Raw genomic sequence first — 14923 nt, forward strand, 5'->3', positions numbered from 1 at the left:
TCACATGGCATTAGTTAAGTGTAAGCCTACGTCTCCAGGTCGTCGCCACGTCGTTAAAGTGGTTAACGAAGACCTGTACAAAGGTAAGCCTTACGCCCCATTGTTGGATAAAAACAACAAAAAAGGCGGTCGTAACAATAATGGTCGTATTACTGTTCGTCACATCGGCGGTGGTCACAAGCATCACTACCGCATGGTCGACTTTAAACGCGACAAAGACGGTATCCCAGCGAAAGTTGAGCGTTTGGAATATGATCCAAACCGTTCAGCGAACATCGCTTTGGTTCTGTATGCAGACGGTGAACGTCGTTACATTCTTGCCCCTAAAGGCATGAAAGCTGGCGATCAAGTTCAGTCTGGTTCAGATGCACCGATTAAGAGCGGTAACGCATTACCTCTGCGTAATATTCCAGTAGGTTCTGTTATTCACGCTATCGAAATGAAGCCTGGTAAAGGTGCTCAGTTGGCTCGTTCAGCTGGTGCGTCGGTACAGCTTCTAGCTCGTGACGGCGCGTACGTAACTGTACGTCTTCGTTCTGGCGAGATGCGCCGCATCCAGTCGGATTGCCGTGCAACCATCGGTGAAGTAGGTAACGCAGAGCACATGCTGCGTCAATTGGGTAAAGCTGGTGCAACGCGCTGGCGTGGTGTTCGTCCTACCGTTCGTGGTGTGGCGATGAACCCAGTTGATCACCCACACGGTGGTGGTGAAGGTCGTACTTCTGGTGGCCGTCATCCGGTTACTCCATGGGGTACTCCGACTAAGGGTTATAAGACCCGTAAGAACAAGCGTACTGATAAATTCATCGTACGTCGTCGCAACAAATAAGAGTTGAGGATTAGACATGCCACGTTCTCTTAAAAAAGGTCCATTTATCGACCTTCACCTACTGAACAAGGTGGAGAAAGCGTTGGAAGCCGGGGACAAGAAGCCAATTAAAACTTGGTCCCGTCGTTCAATGATTATCCCTGATATGATCGGCCTAACTATCGCTGTTCATAACGGTCGCCAGCACGTGCCAGTTTTCGTTTCTGACGAAATGATTGGTCACAAGCTTGGTGAGTTCGCACCAACCCGCACTTATCGTGGCCACGCCGCTGATAAGAAAGCGAAGAAACGCTAAGGGAGACATGAGATGGAAGCTATTGCTATTCACAAGTTTGCCAAGCTTTCTGCGCAAAAAGGGCGTTTGGTAGCGGATCAGATTCGCGGTTTACCAGTTGCGAAAGCACTGGATATTCTGAACTACAGCCCTAAAGACGCAGCTGTGCTGCTGAAAAAGGTGTTGGAGTCAGCTATCGCGAATGCTGAACACAACGAAGGTGCCGACATCGACGAGCTAAAAGTTGCAAAAGTAATGGTTGACGAAGGTCCTACCATGAAACGCATCAAGCCTCGTGCGAAAGGTCGTGCTGATCGTATCTTTAAGCGTACCAGCCACATTACTGTGGTTGTATCAGATAGCTAGGAGATAAATTATGGGTCAGAAAGTACATCCTAATGGTATTCGCCTAGGTATCACCAGACCATGGAATTCAACCTGGTTCGCGAATACAAAAGATTTTGCTGATAACCTGCACAGCGACCATTTGGTACGTAAGATGTTGAACAAGCAACTGGCAAGTGCGTCAGTTTCACGTATCGTCATCGAGCGTCCAGCGAAGAGCATCCGTGTAACTATCCACACTGCACGTCCAGGTGTTGTGATTGGTAAGAAAGGCGAAGACGTTGAGAAATTGCGTCAAGCAGTTTCTAAACTGACTGGTGTTCCTGCGCAAATCAACATCTCAGAAGTGCGTAAGCCTGAGCTTGACGCGCAACTAGTTGCTGAAAACATCGCTGGCCAGTTAGAGCGCCGTGTAATGTTCCGTCGTGCTATGAAGCGTGCGGTTCAAAACGCAATGCGTCTTGGCGCCAAAGGTATCAAAGTAGAAGTGAGCGGCCGTTTAGGCGGCGCGGAAATCGCACGTACCGAATGGTACCGCGAAGGTCGTGTTCCATTGCACACATTGCGTGCGGACATCGATTATTCAACCGCTGAAGCAAGCACTACTTACGGTATCATTGGTATCAAAGTATGGATCTTCAAAGGCGAAGTTCTAGGCGGTATGCCAGTTGCTGAAGAAAAACCAGCAGCTCCAGCAAAACGCCCTAAAGGCCGTAAGTAAGGAGATACGAAATGTTACAACCAAAGCGTACGAAATTCCGTAAGGTACACAAGGGCCGTAACCGCGGCTTGGCGCAATCAGGTAACAAAGTTAGCTTCGGTACTTTCGGTTTGAAATCGGTTGAGCGCGGTCGTATGACTGCTCGCCAAATCGAAGCAGCTCGTCGTGCCATGACGCGTCACGTGAAACGTCAAGGTAAGATCTGGATCCGCGTATTCCCTGATAAGCCAATTACTCAGAAGCCTCTTGAAGTGCGTATGGGTAAAGGTAAAGGTAGCGTGGAATACTGGGTAGCACAGATTCAGCCAGGTCGTGTCCTGTATGAAATGGACGGCGTATCGGAAGAACTAGCGCGTGAAGCGTTTGAACTTGCGGCACGTAAGCTACCATTCAAAACCACCTTTGTGACTCGGACGGTGATGTAATGAAAGCGAACGAACTGAAAGAAAAAACCGTTGAGCAGCTGAACGAAGAGTTGTTAGGTTTGCGCCGTGAGCAGTTTAACCTGCGCATGCAAGCAGCCACTGGTCAGCTGAATCAAACTCACATGTTGAAGCAAGTGCGTCGTGATATCGCACGTGTTAAAACTATCTTGAATCAGAAGGCAGGTGCGTAATGGCTGAAGAAAAACGTGTACGTACTGTGCAAGGTCGTGTTACTAGCGATAAGATGGATAAGTCTATCACTGTTGCTGTAACTCGCCGTGTAAAGCACCCGGTATACGGTAAATACATTACCCGTACCACAAAATTACACGCACACGACGAAAACAATGAGTGCAAAACTGGTGATACCGTGATTATTCGCGAAACTCGTCCAGTATCTAAGACTAAGTCTTGGGCATTAGTTGAAATCGTAGAGCGCGCGTTAGTTATCTAATCGCCCAGCGATATAGACAACATTAACCGTGATGAATAAACGGCTTCTTTCGAGAAGCCGTTTTTTTTGTGTCTAACAAGGAAAGTCACAAGGTATTGGCTATAATAAACAGAACTTTTGTAATCTAGCCAAGGACATACCATGACTGAGAATACAGCTCCAGCCAAATTAAACCCGCCGGTTTTTTACAGTGCTGCCGGATTAATCGTCATTATTCTAGCTTTCGCAGCTTTAGCACCAACCACCGCAGACGCTTGGTTTCAAGCCATACAATCGGCAATTATTACCAACGCTAGTTGGTTTTATGTATTAGCTGTGGCGGTGATTTTGCTGAGTGTTTTATACCTTGGCTTTTCACGCATGGGCACGATTAAGTTAGGCCCTGATCATTCCGAACCTGATTACTCGCGGGTAACCTGGTTCTCCATGTTGTTTTCTGCTGGTATGGGTATCGGCTTAATGTTTTTTGGTGTTGCTGAGCCAGTCATGCATTTTCTAGCCCCTCCGGTAGCCGAAGCGGGATCGGTTGATGCGGCTCGGGAAGCAATGAAGATTACTTTCTTCCACTGGGGCCTACATGCTTGGGCAATATACGCGATTGTAGCACTCATTTTGGCATTTTTTGCGTATCGTCATGGTCTACCGCTAACACTGCGCTCAGCACTGTATCCGATGATCGGTGATCGAATTTATGGCCCTATTGGTCATGTGGTCGATGTATTTGCTGTTATTGGTACGGTATTTGGTGTGGCAACTTCATTGGGGTACGGGGTAACCCAAATCAATGCCGGTATTAACTACCTGTTTGATATTCCAGTGTCCGATACCGTACAAGTAGTGTTAATTATTGGCGTGACCTTGCTTGCTGTTATTTCGGTCACAACCGGCTTAGACAAAGGCATACGCCGACTGTCTGAGCTCAATATGATACTCGCAGTATTGTTGTTAGTGTTCGTATTATTACTCGGGCCAACGGTATTTTTGTTACAAGCATTTGTACAAAATACCGGTGCTTATGTATCAGAAATCGTAGGCAATACTTTTAATTTATTTGCCTATGAAAAAACCGATTGGATTGGTGGTTGGACTGTATTCTATTGGGGCTGGTGGTTAAGTTGGGCGCCGTTTGTTGGATTGTTTATTGCGCGAGTATCTCGCGGCCGCACGATTCGTGAATTTGTACTCGGGGTATTACTGGTTCCTGCTGGTTTTACTTTAATGTGGATGACCTTCTTTGGTAACTCAGCCATTGAGTTGATTCTAAACCAAGGGGTGACCTCATTAGGTGAATTGGTACAAAACGACGTACCTATTGCACTGTTTGCTTTCTTAGAGCAATTTCCCTGGAGTAGCTTCTTAAGTGTGGTAGCCACACTCATGGTCGTGGTGTTCTTTGTCACCTCGTCAGACTCTGGTTCTATGGTGGTCGACATGCTCTGCTCCAATGGCCGTGACGACACGCCGGTTTGGCAGCGTATTTTCTGGGCCAGCGGCGAAGGCCTCGTGGCCATTATTTTGCTGCTAGCCGGTGGGCTTGGTGCATTACAGACCATGACCATTGCCAGTGCTTTGCCGTTTACCATTATCTTGATGATTGCCACCTATGGGTTGATCCGCGCCTTGCGCGTTGACGTTCATAAGAAAGATACGCTGCAGAATAACTATTTAACGGCGTCGTCTTCTAGCAATAAAAACTGGCGCGAGCGTTTACACAATATTATTGATTTTCCGAGTAAATCGGTAGGGCAACGGTTCTTACTGCAAGTGGTGCAACCGGCATTTGATGATGTTGCTGAAGAAATGCGTAGTAGTGGGTTGACGGTTAACTTAGAAATTGACGACAAAGACAATAAGACATTCCGAGTTATTCATGGTGATGAAATAGATTTCATTTACCAAGTGCATTTAGCGTCTCATATTCAGCCTGCGTTTATTCATGCTGATGCTGACACAACTGACGCTCCAGAGGAGCAAAAGTATTATCGCGCCGAGGTACACCTGCGTGAAGGTGGGCAAGATTACGATATTCTTGGTTGGTCGCGCGATGCGGTTATAGGCGACATTATTGACCATTACCACAAACATATGCATTTTCTGCACGTGTTGCGTTAAGGAGAACTAAATATGGTGAAGTTAACTCTGGTAGCAGCAGCGGTGGCGGCAAGCTTAACGGCGCTGCCGGCCTATAGCCAAGATAAGACAACCACTGAGCAAGAGTTGAAAGTGTTGTTACAGCAGGTAGAGGCTCTTAAGCAGCGTATAGTTGATCTTGAAAATAAAATTGCCGAACAACCGGCAGAGCAACGCCAAGCCAGTGCGCAAGAAGCCGACTCAGATGACGAGATTGCGCCGCGACGACAGGTAAAAGGTCAAGCATTGGGGGCACGTGTTGAACGCTTAGAAGAAGACGTGCAGGAAGCTAAAAACGACCCGATTCGTATTGGGGGAGCGGTACGCACCCAGTACGTGTGGGAAGATTATAATGATCCATTAAAAGAGCGTGGTGGCGATTTTGACTTCGACTTAGTTCGTATTGATTACAGCGGTCAAATTGGCGATGTCATTTTGTCTGCGCAATATCGCTGGTTTCAATATATGGACGTGGTTCAGCACGCTTGGGTGGGTTACAACTTTACCGAGAACTGGCAGGGACAGTTAGGCGTCACCAAGGTTCCCTTTGGTAATACACCCTATAACTCTAACAGCTACTTTTTTAGCTCAAACTTTTACGTAGGGCTTGAAGACGATCACGACCTTGGTGCGAAAATGCGTTATCGCGACGATAACTGGGACTTCGACGTGGCATTTTTTAAGTCTGACGAATTAGGTGGGGCTGATAGTTTAGCCACGAGTAAAGCCGATCGTTATGCTTATGATGCAGTGGGTGTGCGCTTAAGTGGCGAAGGTTTGTATGACACGCCAGTGGCTTTGGCGGCCGAAACCAATAGTTGGGCATTACGTGGAGTACGGAAGTGGACTCTTAATGACCACAGCTCAGCTGAGCTCGGTGCGAGCGTGCAGTGGGGCGACATGAATGATGGTGTTGATACGGTTGGCGATCGCACCGCATGGGCCGTACATGGTGTATATAACTATGATCAATGGACCTTTATGGGCCAGGTTACTGAATATGACTACAATTTAGACTTGGCAAACCAAGGCCTAGTGGTCGGCGCTTATGCGTATTACGACACCATACCAACCAAAGCGCGCTTGTATTCAGCCAATATCGCGTACAGCATGCCCGTTAAAATTGGGCCAATTACCAATTTGACCTTCTACAATGACTTCAGCTTAATGACCGATAAGCGTTTGTATGACGAAGAAACATTAATGAATGTACTTGGTGTTGCTGTGTCTGCTGGTGGCTTGTACACCTATTTTGATTGGGTAACGGCACGTAACCAACCTTTTGTTGGCGGCTCTATGAGCGGCGAGGCAAAAGACACCAACACAAGGTTTAACATTAATATTGGCTATTATTTTTAAGCAAAAATGAGTACAGTGACCTTATTCAAACAGTTGTTTAAGTTGAGGTCATTGTGTCGACATATTATCAGCATTTATTTCAGCCGCTCGATTTAGGTTTTACACAACTAAAAAATCGCGTACTCATGGGCTCCATGCATACCGGTTTGGAAGAAGAAAAGAATGGCTTTGATAAATTAGCCGCCTTTTACGCTGAACGCGCAAAGGGCGGTGTTGGTTTAATTGTTACCGGCGGCATAAGCCCCAATTTTCGCGGTCGAGTAAGTCCATTTGGTAGCGAGCTAAGTAAACCATGGCACATAAGCAAGCACCGAAAAGTTACCGATGCTGTGCACCGCGAAGGTGGCAAAATATGTATGCAAATTTTGCATACAGGTCGCTATGCTTACCATCCGTTTTCGGTCGCGCCAAGCAAAATAAAAGCGCCGATAAACCCGTTCGCCCCCAAGGCCATGAGTGAACGCCAAATTTTAACGACCATCAAGCATTTTGCTCGTGCCGCTAAACTCGCGCAAAAAGCCGGTTACGATGGCGTTGAAGTTATGGGTTCGGAAGGTTATCTAATCAACCAATTTATTTGCCCCCGTACCAATAAACGCACCGATCGCTGGGGTGGTTCGTTTGAGAATCGAAGCCGCTTTGCGATTGAAATTATCAAAGCCATTCGAGAAGCTGTTGGCGAACAATTTATTATTGTGTATCGCTTATCAATGCTGGACTTAGTGCCTGACGGCAATACCTTCGAAGAAGTGATTGAGCTCGGTAAAGCGGTAGAAAAAGCGGGTGTAACTATTATTAACAGTGGTATTGGTTGGCACGAGGCGCGCGTACCGACGATTGTGACTTCAGTTCCACGAGGAGCCTTTAGCTGGATCACCGCGCGTGTGCGGCAAGAGCTTTCCATTCCGGTGGTGGCAGTAAACCGTATTAATACACCGGAAGTCGCCGAAAAAATATTGGCTGACGGTGAAGCTGACATGGTGTCTATGGCCCGCCCATTGCTTGCCGACCCGTACTTTGTAGAGAAAGCAGCAGCTAACCAAGCGGACCGTATTAATACCTGTATTGCGTGTAACCAAGCGTGTTTAGATCATGTGTTTGAAAACAAGCGGGCCAGTTGCTTGGTCAACCCGCAAGCCTGTTACGAAAGCGAGCTGGTATTTACTGCCACTGCACAGCCGAAAAAAGTCGCGGTTATTGGTGCTGGCCCTGCAGGTCTTGAGTTTGCGTGCCGGGCTGCCGAGCGGGGCCATGAAGTGCACCTGTTTGATGGTGCCAATGACATTGGTGGGCAGTTTAATTACGCCAAGCAAATTCCGGGCAAAGAAGAGTTTCACGAAACCATTCGTTACTTCAAAAATCGTCTCGCAGATACCGGCGTTCAGGTGCATTTAAACAGTCGTCAAAGCGCTGCAAGTTTAGCCACAGAGAAATTCGACGAGGTGGTGTTAGCAACGGGCGTGGTGCCACGTCAACTGGACTTGCCCGGCATTGATTCTGACAAAGTCTTGGGCTATTTAGACGTTTTACGCGACCATAAACCAGTAGGGCGCAAGGTTGCATTAATTGGTGCCGGTGGTATTGGGTTTGATTTGGCCGAATATTTAACCACTGACAAGTCGCCAACGTTAGATAGTCAAGAATGGTCTGAAATTTGGGGTGTGGATAAACACTATCAATCGCGCGGTGGTCTAAAGCCGCCGGCAAAAGATGAAGCAACCCGCGAAATTTGGTTGCTGCAGCGAAAAACATCAAAAGTAGGTGCAGGGCTTGGTAAAACCTCAGGTTGGGTGCACCGAGCGACGCTCAAGAAAAAGGGTGTTGAAATGCTTGCTGGTGTTACCTACAAGCGTGTGACTGACGAAGGGCTATGGATAGAAATTGATGGCCAAGAGCAATTGCTTGCGGTGGATAACATTGTGATTTGTGCCGGGCAAGTGCCACAGCGAGAGCTGCAAGCCGAACTTTCCGAGCTTGGCATGTCAGTGCACTTAATTGGTGGTGCAGACGTTGCCGCCGAACTGGATGCGAAACGAGCGATACGTCAAGGCGCAGAGCTTGCCGCACGAATATAACATGACTGTTAGTTACGATTTACATTGTCATAGCCACTTCTCAGATGGCGTGCTTAGTCCTCAAGAGCTGGTCCAGCGCGCGGTTGAAAATGGTGTCACCCATTTGGCGCTTACAGACCATGACTCCATTGCGGGGCTTGACCATGCACAAGCCGCTATTACTGCTGAAAACTTGCCATTAACGCTTATTAATGGCACGGAAATAACTTGCACATGGGAGCAGTTTGAAATTCATGTTGTGGGCTTGAATTTTGACCGCCAAGCAAGCGTTATCAAAGAATTATTGGCGTCACAACAAGATCAGCGCCGTACCCGCTACCAAGCTATGGTTGAAAAGCTACATAAAGCCGGCATATCGGTTCAACCACCATTGGCTCAAGAAATGACCATGCCAACGCGTAAACATTTAGCCGACGCATTAGTGAATGAAGGCTGGGTGCGCGACATTGAAACTGCATTTCGGCGTTATTTAGGCAAAGGTCAACAAGCTTATGTGGCAACCCAATGGGCGAACTTTACCGAAGTTGCCGCCGCAGTGAAAGCCGCCGGTGGGGTAACAGTCATTGCTCACCCTCATGCTTACCAGCTCAGCAACAAATGGTTACGGCGTTTGTTAAATGAGGCTAAAATGGCAGGCATTGATGGCGTTGAGGTCGCTATTGGTGCGCAAGCGCCGGGTGATCGTGAAGCGCTAGCGACTTTTGCTCAAGAACTTGGCCTTTACGCCTCTGTAGGTTCTGATTTTCACTTACCCGGGCGGTGGCGCGAACTGGGCAAAAACCTTTGTTTACCCGAGCGCTGTGTGCCAATATGGTCGCAGTGGTCAGAGGAAACAGTAAGATAACTTTTAAGCCGATATGAAGAGTCTATGAGCCAATACTTTAGTGTGCATTCGGAAACCCCTCAAAAACGCCTCATTCAGCAGGCGGCAGATATTATTTTGCAGGGCGGCGTGGTGGTGTACCCGACCGACTCCGGCTATGCCATTGGTTGCCGTATCGGTGAAAAAAATGCAATGGAGCGAATTTGTCGAATTCGTAACATTGATAAAGACCATAACTTTACCTTGATGTGCCGTGATTTATCAGAATTATCGACTTATGCACGAGTAGACAATCAGGCTTTTCGGCTATTGAAGAATAATACCCCAGGCGCGTATACCTTTATTTTGAAGGGAACGAAAGAAGTTCCTAAACGTCTGTTGAATCCGAAGCGCAAAACCATTGGTATTCGTGTTTCTGATGACCCCATTGTTATGGCCTTGCTCGAGGCGCTCGGTGAACCACTGATGTCGACCAGTTTAATTTTGGACGATAACGAGTTTGCCGAGTCTGATCCTCATGAAATTCGCGAGCGACTAGAACGCCAAGTCGACTTGATAATTGATGGCGATCATCGCGGTGAAGAGCAAACAACGGTGATTGACTTAGCCGATGACGAAGTGCGGGTTGCGCGCCCAGGTGCGGGTGATATTTCGCCTTTTGTGGACTATTAAATAGCGATGAGTACGGCTGAGCAAGCTCCGCAACAACACTCTTTGCCGCTAGGTTTTGTGCGCGGCGAGCCAGTCATTGATAAACCTGAAGACTTATACATTCCCCCAGATGCCCTTGAATTAATTCTTGAGAGCTTTTCGGGGCCGATGGACTTGTTGTTGTATCTTATTCGCCGCCAAAAAATGGAAATTGTTGACCTACCCATATTGCCGATAACCAAGCAGTACATGGAATATGTCGACATGATGAAAGACTTAAAACTAGAGCTAGCCGCTGATTATTTAGTCATGGCGGCTATGTTGGCAGAAATAAAAAGTCGTATGTTGTTACCACGACCGCCCACGGATGATGACGAAGAAGAAGACCCACGAGCTGAGTTAGTGCGCCGCTTGCAAGAGTACGAAGCTATTCGTCAAGGCGCTCAACACCTTGACGAACTGCCCCAAACCGGGCGTGATAATTTTATTGGTCATGCGCAAACTGACGCTCAACAATGGGTTGAACAGCAGTTACCAGAAGTTGCCTTGGCAGACTTAGCCCTTGCCTTCAGCCAAGCATTAGCCCAAGCAAAGCTACAAAACCATCACCAAGTGCAACGCGAAAAACTTTCAACTCGTGAACGAATGAGTCGTATTTTAGATTTATTACAACATCAGCAGCGCCTGCGCTTTGCCGATTTATTTGACCCTAGTGAGGGCCGGCCAGGCGTTGTGGTGAGTTTTCTGGCCATACTTGAGTTAGTCAAAGAAGCGTTAGTTGAAGTGGTTCAAGTTGACGCTTTTAGCGAAATTCATGTGATGCAACGAGAGCCTATTTATGCAGAATCAACAACTTAAACAAGCCGTCGAGGCGTTACTTTTCGTTGCCGAACAACCGTTGAGCGAGGCGCAGCTGCTTGAGTACTTTAGCAATGAGAGTATAAGCCGCAAGCAACTCAAGAATATCTTAACGGAGTTGCAAAAAGACTATCAAGAGCGCGGAGTGCAACTCACCCGTGTCGCATCAGGATATCGTTTTCAGACGCGCGCTGAATTGGGTGGTATAATAAGCCGGTTGTGGCAAGAGAAGCCGCCGCGATATTCGCAGGCGATGCTTGAAACCCTCGCACTCATTGCCTATCGGCAGCCAATTACCCGCGGAGACATCGAAGATATTCGCGGCGTTAGTGTTAGCTCGCAGATTATGAAAACACTGCAAGAGCGTGGTTGGGTGAAGGTGGTTGGGCATCGGGAAGTGCCTGGTCGGCCACAGTTATATGCCACAACAGCCGAGTTTTTAGATTATTTTAGTTTAAGCGATTTATCCGAGTTACCTGCTATTCCAGAACCTGCTGAAAAGGCGTCGAATACAGGGCAAACCATAACCGCTGAGACAGCGACAAATGAGAGCCATGCCCATGAGTGAAAAGTTACAAAAAGTATTAGCCCGATCAGGTCACGGTTCACGCCGTGAATTGGAAGCCATGATTGCTGCCGGTCGTGTCAGCGTCAATGGCCAAGTAGCCACCTTAGGTGAGCGTATAGAATCGAATGCAACGGTACGTATTGATGGCCGCGAAGTGAGCATCAAACAGCCTGAAGACGTGGTGTGTCGTGTACTTATGTACCATAAGCCAGAAGGCGAATTATGTACTCGCAAAGATCCTGAAGGGCGCCCGACCGTTTATGATCGCTTGCCACGTGTGCAAGGAACCCGTTGGGTTGCTGTAGGGCGATTAGATGTGAATACTTCAGGCTTATTGTTATTTACCACCGACGGTGAGTTAGCTAATCGTTTAATGCACCCTGGCCACGAAATTGAGCGCGAATATTCGGTGCGCGTGTTTGGTGAAGTGACCGATGCTATGATGCGCAAGCTCAAGCAGGGGGTGCAATTAGAAGACGGCCCAGCAAACTTCAAGGAAATAAAACGCGGTGGCGGAGAAGGCATGAACCAATGGTTTCGTGTCGTGCTCACCGAAGGTCGTAATCGCGAAGTTCGCCGTTTATGGGAATCTCAAGGCGTGCAAGTCAGCCGCTTGATTCGTGTGCGTTATGGCAACATTAAATTAGAACAAGGCTTGCCACAAAGCGGTTGGGGTGAATTGTCGTTAAAAGACATTAACTACCTGCGCGCTTTAGTTGAGCTGCCCGAAGAAACGCGTACTTTTATTGACCCGCGTCAAGGTGAATCTCGTCAGAAACGTTACTCGCGCGCGCGCCGAGCTCATGCACAAAAATTGCAACAGCGTGGTCAAGCTCCGGCGCATCGCCAAGATGCAGCCGCTGAAGCGAAACCTAAAACGGCCGGAAAAGGCCGTGGGTTTAAAGACAATGAGTTTAAAGATCATGACAACAAACGACATGATGGCAAAGGTAAGGAGCGCAGAGGTGCCGGGCGAAATGCTCGAAATACCGATGCAGATCTTGATAGCAAACCTCGCAAGCCGAAACCCAAGCAACGTATTGCTACAGGGAAAAAACGCACGCGGCAATGAGTCTGTTAGCTGATTGGCAATTATCTGGCCCATTATTCGTTTTATGGCCATTTCGCGATGATGTATGGCGCGACAATGGCCGTCCTGCTCAGCAGCAATTAATGTCGCTAGCAGCTCGGTTGCAAGCTCACACGAGCGATCAAGAGCTGCTATTTGGTGTTCATCCCAATATTCCATGTGAACCAGTCACCCAACAACCATTGCTGCAAATACGCTACAACGATGCGTGGCCGCGCGACATTGGGCCGCTGTGGGTGCGCGATAACAACCGGGTCGTTGCCCATGGCTTTAAGTTTTCCGCATGGCATGGCCTATACCTCGACACCCGTGACGATCAGGCCTTTGCAGCGCAGCTTTGTCAGCAGCTGGGCGTGGCGTTTAGGAACCACCCTGATTTGGTGCTGGAGGGGGGGGCAATAAGCACTGATGGTGCCGGCGTGGCAGTTGTTCATGGCGTTAGCGTTATGCGCAACAATCCGCAGTGGTCACGCAGCGACATTGAAAAGTATTTAATTGAACATTTGAAATTAAGCCATGTGTATTGGTTAGACTTTGCGCATCCTGCGGACGAAACGGGAGGGCATACTGACAATCAGGTGCAGTTTTTAGCTGAAAATATCGTCGTTTGCGCTTTGCCTATTCCGAGTAGTTCGTTATTTGAGCACTATCAATGTCAGCTTGATGCCATGAAGTTATGGCGCAATGCCAAGGGCCAACCCTACAAAATTGTGATATTGCCTCAACCTGAAGCCATAATGCCCAATGCGTCGGAATACCACAGTGTGCGCGCAGTACCAGGAGTATTTCCCCGTGGTCAGCGAGCCTTGCTAGCAAGTTACGTGAATTTAGTGCGCGGAGCTAACTATGTGTTACTGCCGCAATTTAACCTTGCCGAAGACACCGAAGCTTTAGCAACGCTGCGCGCAGCGTTGCCGTCTGTTACGGTTATTCCCGTACACGCCGATGAATTTATCAAAGCGGGTGGCGCCATACATTGTATGACGCTGGGCTTACCGAATACGGATTATTGCGGCGCAATAGCGTAAGTTAACGACACCTGTGCGCGAATGGTTTGGGTACCGGGTAAACTAACTTGGTCGGCTTGCCGAAAGCGCGCCGACGCTAATGCTAAGGCTTTAGGTGCCTGACTCATTTCTTGTATTTGTGCCACGGCGACAATTTTTACCCCTGCTGCGGCCGCTAACAACTCGGCTTTTGCGCGAGCATTTTTCACGGCCTGTTGCAGAACGTCGTTGTACAGTAAGTCGGGTTCACTGACTAAAAACTGAGCTTGGCTAATTTCGGTCACGCCAGAGGCGAGGGCATGATCAAGAATGATGTCGTAAATAGCCAGGTCTGTTAACTGAATTTGAATAGTGCGTGACACGTTAAAACCGCGCTGAATTCGCTGTCCTTCTTGGTAATCATAAACGGGTGCAGCGCTAAGCCGGTATGAGGTAATTGCCTGCTCCGGAATGTCTTGCTCGCGCAAGAACATAATAACTTCAGAGGTTTGTTGGTCAACGCGAGCTTTGAGAGCGACCAGATCATCACCAGATTGACTTACGTTGAGCGTTAACTGAGCTTGGTCTGGTTCGCGAAATGTTTCAGCGTCAGCTTGCACAGTGATGGTGTTGGGCGTGTTGGTGGCCGGTTGGCAAGCTGCTAACATAGTGAATGACATGACAGCAATCAATGTAAAGCGATAGAACATAACGATTCCTTTTAATGATCGATAATTACAGGCAAGTATAGACGCTATGAAACCGTCCATTGACCACACCGACGAGCACAGCAATGACGCGCAACAAGCCGAAGAGGTGTTAGTTCGGCTTATGGCGCGCCGTGAGCACTCAGCCCAAGAACTCAGACAAAAACTTAAGCAACGAGGGTTCGACCACAATGTTGTCGAGTTAGTTCTGGAAAAAGCGCAGCAGCGAGGTTGGCAATCGGATCAACGCTTTGCTCAAGTATGGGTGCGAACCTGTATTGCTCGTGGCGACGGTGCTCGTAAAATTAATGCGCAAGCGCAGAAAAAAGGCTTGTCGAGTGAGCTCATTCAGCAAGCGCTAGCAGCGGAGCAACCGAACTGGAGCGATGCTTGTTTTGAACGTTTACTGCGTAAGTTTGGTGAGCAACCACCACAGGATCAAAAACAACGCGATAAAATCATGCGTCATTTGTTGCAACGCGGGTTTTCATTTGACGAAATAAAACGTGCACTTGAACGCCAACGACAGGGTGCTGCAGACTAGTCGAAGCGATTCATTCGTGGTAGCATTTTGCGCTATCTTTAGTCAAAAATTGACATCTGTTAATTCCAAATCGTCACAGGAAGT

At 48.1% G+C, this 14923-nt stretch carries 17 protein-coding genes and 1 pseudogene; 17 read left to right on the forward strand and 1 reads right to left on the reverse strand.

Going from position 1 to position 14923, the window contains the following annotated elements; all coding sequences use genetic code 11:
- Window positions 1–4: 4 nt before the first annotated feature.
- From rplB to BM334_RS08600, 16 genes and pseudogenes are all read left to right on the forward strand, one after another.
- Entirely contained in the window at window positions 5–829 is an 825-nt protein-coding gene (rplB, locus tag BM334_RS08525; protein WP_055438605.1) for a 50S ribosomal protein L2, read from the forward strand.
- 16 nt (window positions 830–845) lie between these two features.
- On the forward strand, window positions 846–1124 hold the full coding sequence (rpsS, locus tag BM334_RS08530; protein WP_026860408.1) for a 30S ribosomal protein S19: 279 nt from the start codon (window positions 846–848) through the stop codon (window positions 1122–1124).
- A 12-nt stretch (window positions 1125–1136) separates the two neighbouring features.
- On the forward strand, window positions 1137–1469 hold the full coding sequence (gene rplV, locus BM334_RS08535; protein WP_055438606.1) for a 50S ribosomal protein L22: 333 nt from the start codon (window positions 1137–1139) through the stop codon (window positions 1467–1469).
- Window positions 1470–1479: 10 nt separating this feature from the next.
- Entirely contained in the window at window positions 1480–2169 is a 690-nt protein-coding gene (rpsC, locus tag BM334_RS08540; protein WP_055438607.1) for a 30S ribosomal protein S3, read from the forward strand.
- 11 nt (window positions 2170–2180) lie between these two features.
- Window positions 2181–2594, forward strand: a complete 414-nt coding sequence (gene rplP / locus BM334_RS08545) for a 50S ribosomal protein L16 (protein WP_055438608.1) — start codon at window positions 2181–2183, stop codon at window positions 2592–2594.
- Window positions 2594–2785 (forward strand): 50S ribosomal protein L29, encoded by a 192-nt coding sequence (gene rpmC, locus BM334_RS08550; RefSeq protein ID WP_055438609.1) that lies wholly within the window; start codon window positions 2594–2596, stop codon window positions 2783–2785. Before rplP ends, rpmC begins: the two co-directional genes overlap by 1 nt.
- A complete protein-coding gene (rpsQ, locus tag BM334_RS08555; RefSeq protein ID WP_092840793.1) occupies window positions 2785–3048 on the forward strand; it encodes a 30S ribosomal protein S17 in 264 nt (87 codons plus the stop codon). Before rpmC ends, rpsQ begins: the two co-directional genes overlap by 1 nt.
- 141 nt (window positions 3049–3189) lie before the next feature.
- Window positions 3190–5160 carry a BCCT family transporter gene (locus BM334_RS08560; RefSeq protein WP_092840795.1) on the forward strand — a complete coding sequence of 657 codons (1971 nt, stop codon included), beginning with the start codon at window positions 3190–3192 and terminating at the stop codon, window positions 5158–5160.
- A 12-nt stretch (window positions 5161–5172) separates the two neighbouring features.
- Window positions 5173–6537, forward strand: a complete 1365-nt coding sequence (locus BM334_RS08565) for a hypothetical protein (RefSeq protein WP_092840797.1) — start codon at window positions 5173–5175, stop codon at window positions 6535–6537.
- Between the two features lie 53 nt (window positions 6538–6590).
- Entirely contained in the window at window positions 6591–8612 is a 2022-nt protein-coding gene (locus tag BM334_RS08570) for an oxidoreductase (protein ID WP_092840799.1), read from the forward strand.
- A 1-nt stretch (window position 8613) separates the two neighbouring features.
- Complete coding sequence (locus tag BM334_RS08575; protein WP_092840801.1) at window positions 8614–9456, forward strand: PHP domain-containing protein; 843 nt, start codon at window positions 8614–8616, stop codon at window positions 9454–9456.
- A gap of 24 nt (window positions 9457–9480) precedes the next feature.
- Window positions 9481–10107 (forward strand): L-threonylcarbamoyladenylate synthase, encoded by a 627-nt coding sequence (locus tag BM334_RS08580; RefSeq protein WP_092840803.1) that lies wholly within the window; start codon window positions 9481–9483, stop codon window positions 10105–10107.
- A gap of 6 nt (window positions 10108–10113) precedes the next feature.
- On the forward strand, window positions 10114–10944 hold the full coding sequence (locus BM334_RS08585; protein WP_092840806.1) for a segregation and condensation protein A: 831 nt from the start codon (window positions 10114–10116) through the stop codon (window positions 10942–10944).
- Window positions 10925–11512, forward strand: a complete 588-nt coding sequence (gene scpB / locus BM334_RS08590; protein ID WP_092840808.1) for an SMC-Scp complex subunit ScpB — start codon at window positions 10925–10927, stop codon at window positions 11510–11512. The genes BM334_RS08585 and scpB overlap by 20 nt, the downstream gene beginning before the upstream one ends.
- Window positions 11505–12386 (forward strand): annotated as a pseudogene (gene rluB / locus BM334_RS08595) (23S rRNA pseudouridine(2605) synthase RluB); the annotation flags it as partial. The gene scpB and the pseudogene rluB, both read left to right, overlap by 8 nt.
- A 194-nt stretch (window positions 12387–12580) precedes the next feature.
- A complete protein-coding gene (locus tag BM334_RS08600; RefSeq protein WP_092840812.1) occupies window positions 12581–13630 on the forward strand; it encodes an agmatine deiminase family protein in 1050 nt (349 codons plus the stop codon).
- Here the strand turns inward: BM334_RS08600 and BM334_RS08605 are convergent.
- Entirely contained in the window at window positions 13609–14298 is a 690-nt protein-coding gene (locus BM334_RS08605; protein WP_157981882.1) for an SIMPL domain-containing protein, read from the reverse strand. The two genes, BM334_RS08600 and BM334_RS08605, sit on opposite strands and share 22 nt — an antisense overlap.
- A 46-nt stretch (window positions 14299–14344) precedes the next feature.
- Between BM334_RS08605 and BM334_RS08610 the strand changes: the two genes are divergently transcribed.
- Complete coding sequence (locus BM334_RS08610; protein ID WP_092840816.1) at window positions 14345–14839, forward strand: regulatory protein RecX; 495 nt, start codon at window positions 14345–14347, stop codon at window positions 14837–14839.
- Window positions 14840–14923 lie beyond the last annotated feature (84 nt).

The organism is Pseudidiomarina donghaiensis, from assembly GCF_900116895.1.
Classification (GTDB): domain Bacteria; phylum Pseudomonadota; class Gammaproteobacteria; order Enterobacterales; family Alteromonadaceae; genus Pseudidiomarina; species Pseudidiomarina donghaiensis.

What these genes read in the sequence shown, in the direction of transcription:
- rplB (WP_055438605.1), top strand. Translation starts at nt 5, where the DNA reads ATGGCATTAGTTAAGTGTAAGCCTACGTCTCCAGGTCGTCGCCACGTC.
- rpsS (WP_026860408.1), top strand. Translation starts at nt 846, where the DNA reads ATGCCACGTTCTCTTAAAAAAGGTCCATTTATCGACCTTCACCTACTG.
- rplV (WP_055438606.1), top strand. Translation starts at nt 1,137, where the DNA reads ATGGAAGCTATTGCTATTCACAAGTTTGCCAAGCTTTCTGCGCAAAAA.
- rpsC (WP_055438607.1), top strand. Translation starts at nt 1,480, where the DNA reads ATGGGTCAGAAAGTACATCCTAATGGTATTCGCCTAGGTATCACCAGA.
- rplP (WP_055438608.1), top strand. Translation starts at nt 2,181, where the DNA reads ATGTTACAACCAAAGCGTACGAAATTCCGTAAGGTACACAAGGGCCGT.
- rpmC (WP_055438609.1), top strand. Translation starts at nt 2,594, where the DNA reads ATGAAAGCGAACGAACTGAAAGAAAAAACCGTTGAGCAGCTGAACGAA.
- rpsQ (WP_092840793.1), top strand. Translation starts at nt 2,785, where the DNA reads ATGGCTGAAGAAAAACGTGTACGTACTGTGCAAGGTCGTGTTACTAGC.
- BM334_RS08560 (WP_092840795.1), top strand. Translation starts at nt 3,190, where the DNA reads ATGACTGAGAATACAGCTCCAGCCAAATTAAACCCGCCGGTTTTTTAC.
- BM334_RS08565 (WP_092840797.1), top strand. Translation starts at nt 5,173, where the DNA reads ATGGTGAAGTTAACTCTGGTAGCAGCAGCGGTGGCGGCAAGCTTAACG.
- BM334_RS08575 (WP_092840801.1), top strand. Translation starts at nt 8,614, where the DNA reads ATGACTGTTAGTTACGATTTACATTGTCATAGCCACTTCTCAGATGGC.
- BM334_RS08580 (WP_092840803.1), top strand. Translation starts at nt 9,481, where the DNA reads ATGAGCCAATACTTTAGTGTGCATTCGGAAACCCCTCAAAAACGCCTC.
- BM334_RS08585 (WP_092840806.1), top strand. Translation starts at nt 10,114, where the DNA reads ATGAGTACGGCTGAGCAAGCTCCGCAACAACACTCTTTGCCGCTAGGT.
- scpB (WP_092840808.1), top strand. Translation starts at nt 10,925, where the DNA reads ATGCAGAATCAACAACTTAAACAAGCCGTCGAGGCGTTACTTTTCGTT.
- BM334_RS08600 (WP_092840812.1), top strand. Translation starts at nt 12,581, where the DNA reads ATGAGTCTGTTAGCTGATTGGCAATTATCTGGCCCATTATTCGTTTTA.
- BM334_RS08605 (WP_157981882.1), bottom strand. Translation starts at nt 14,298, where the DNA reads ATGTTCTATCGCTTTACATTGATTGCTGTCATGTCATTCACTATGTTA.
- BM334_RS08610 (WP_092840816.1), top strand. Translation starts at nt 14,345, where the DNA reads ATGAAACCGTCCATTGACCACACCGACGAGCACAGCAATGACGCGCAA.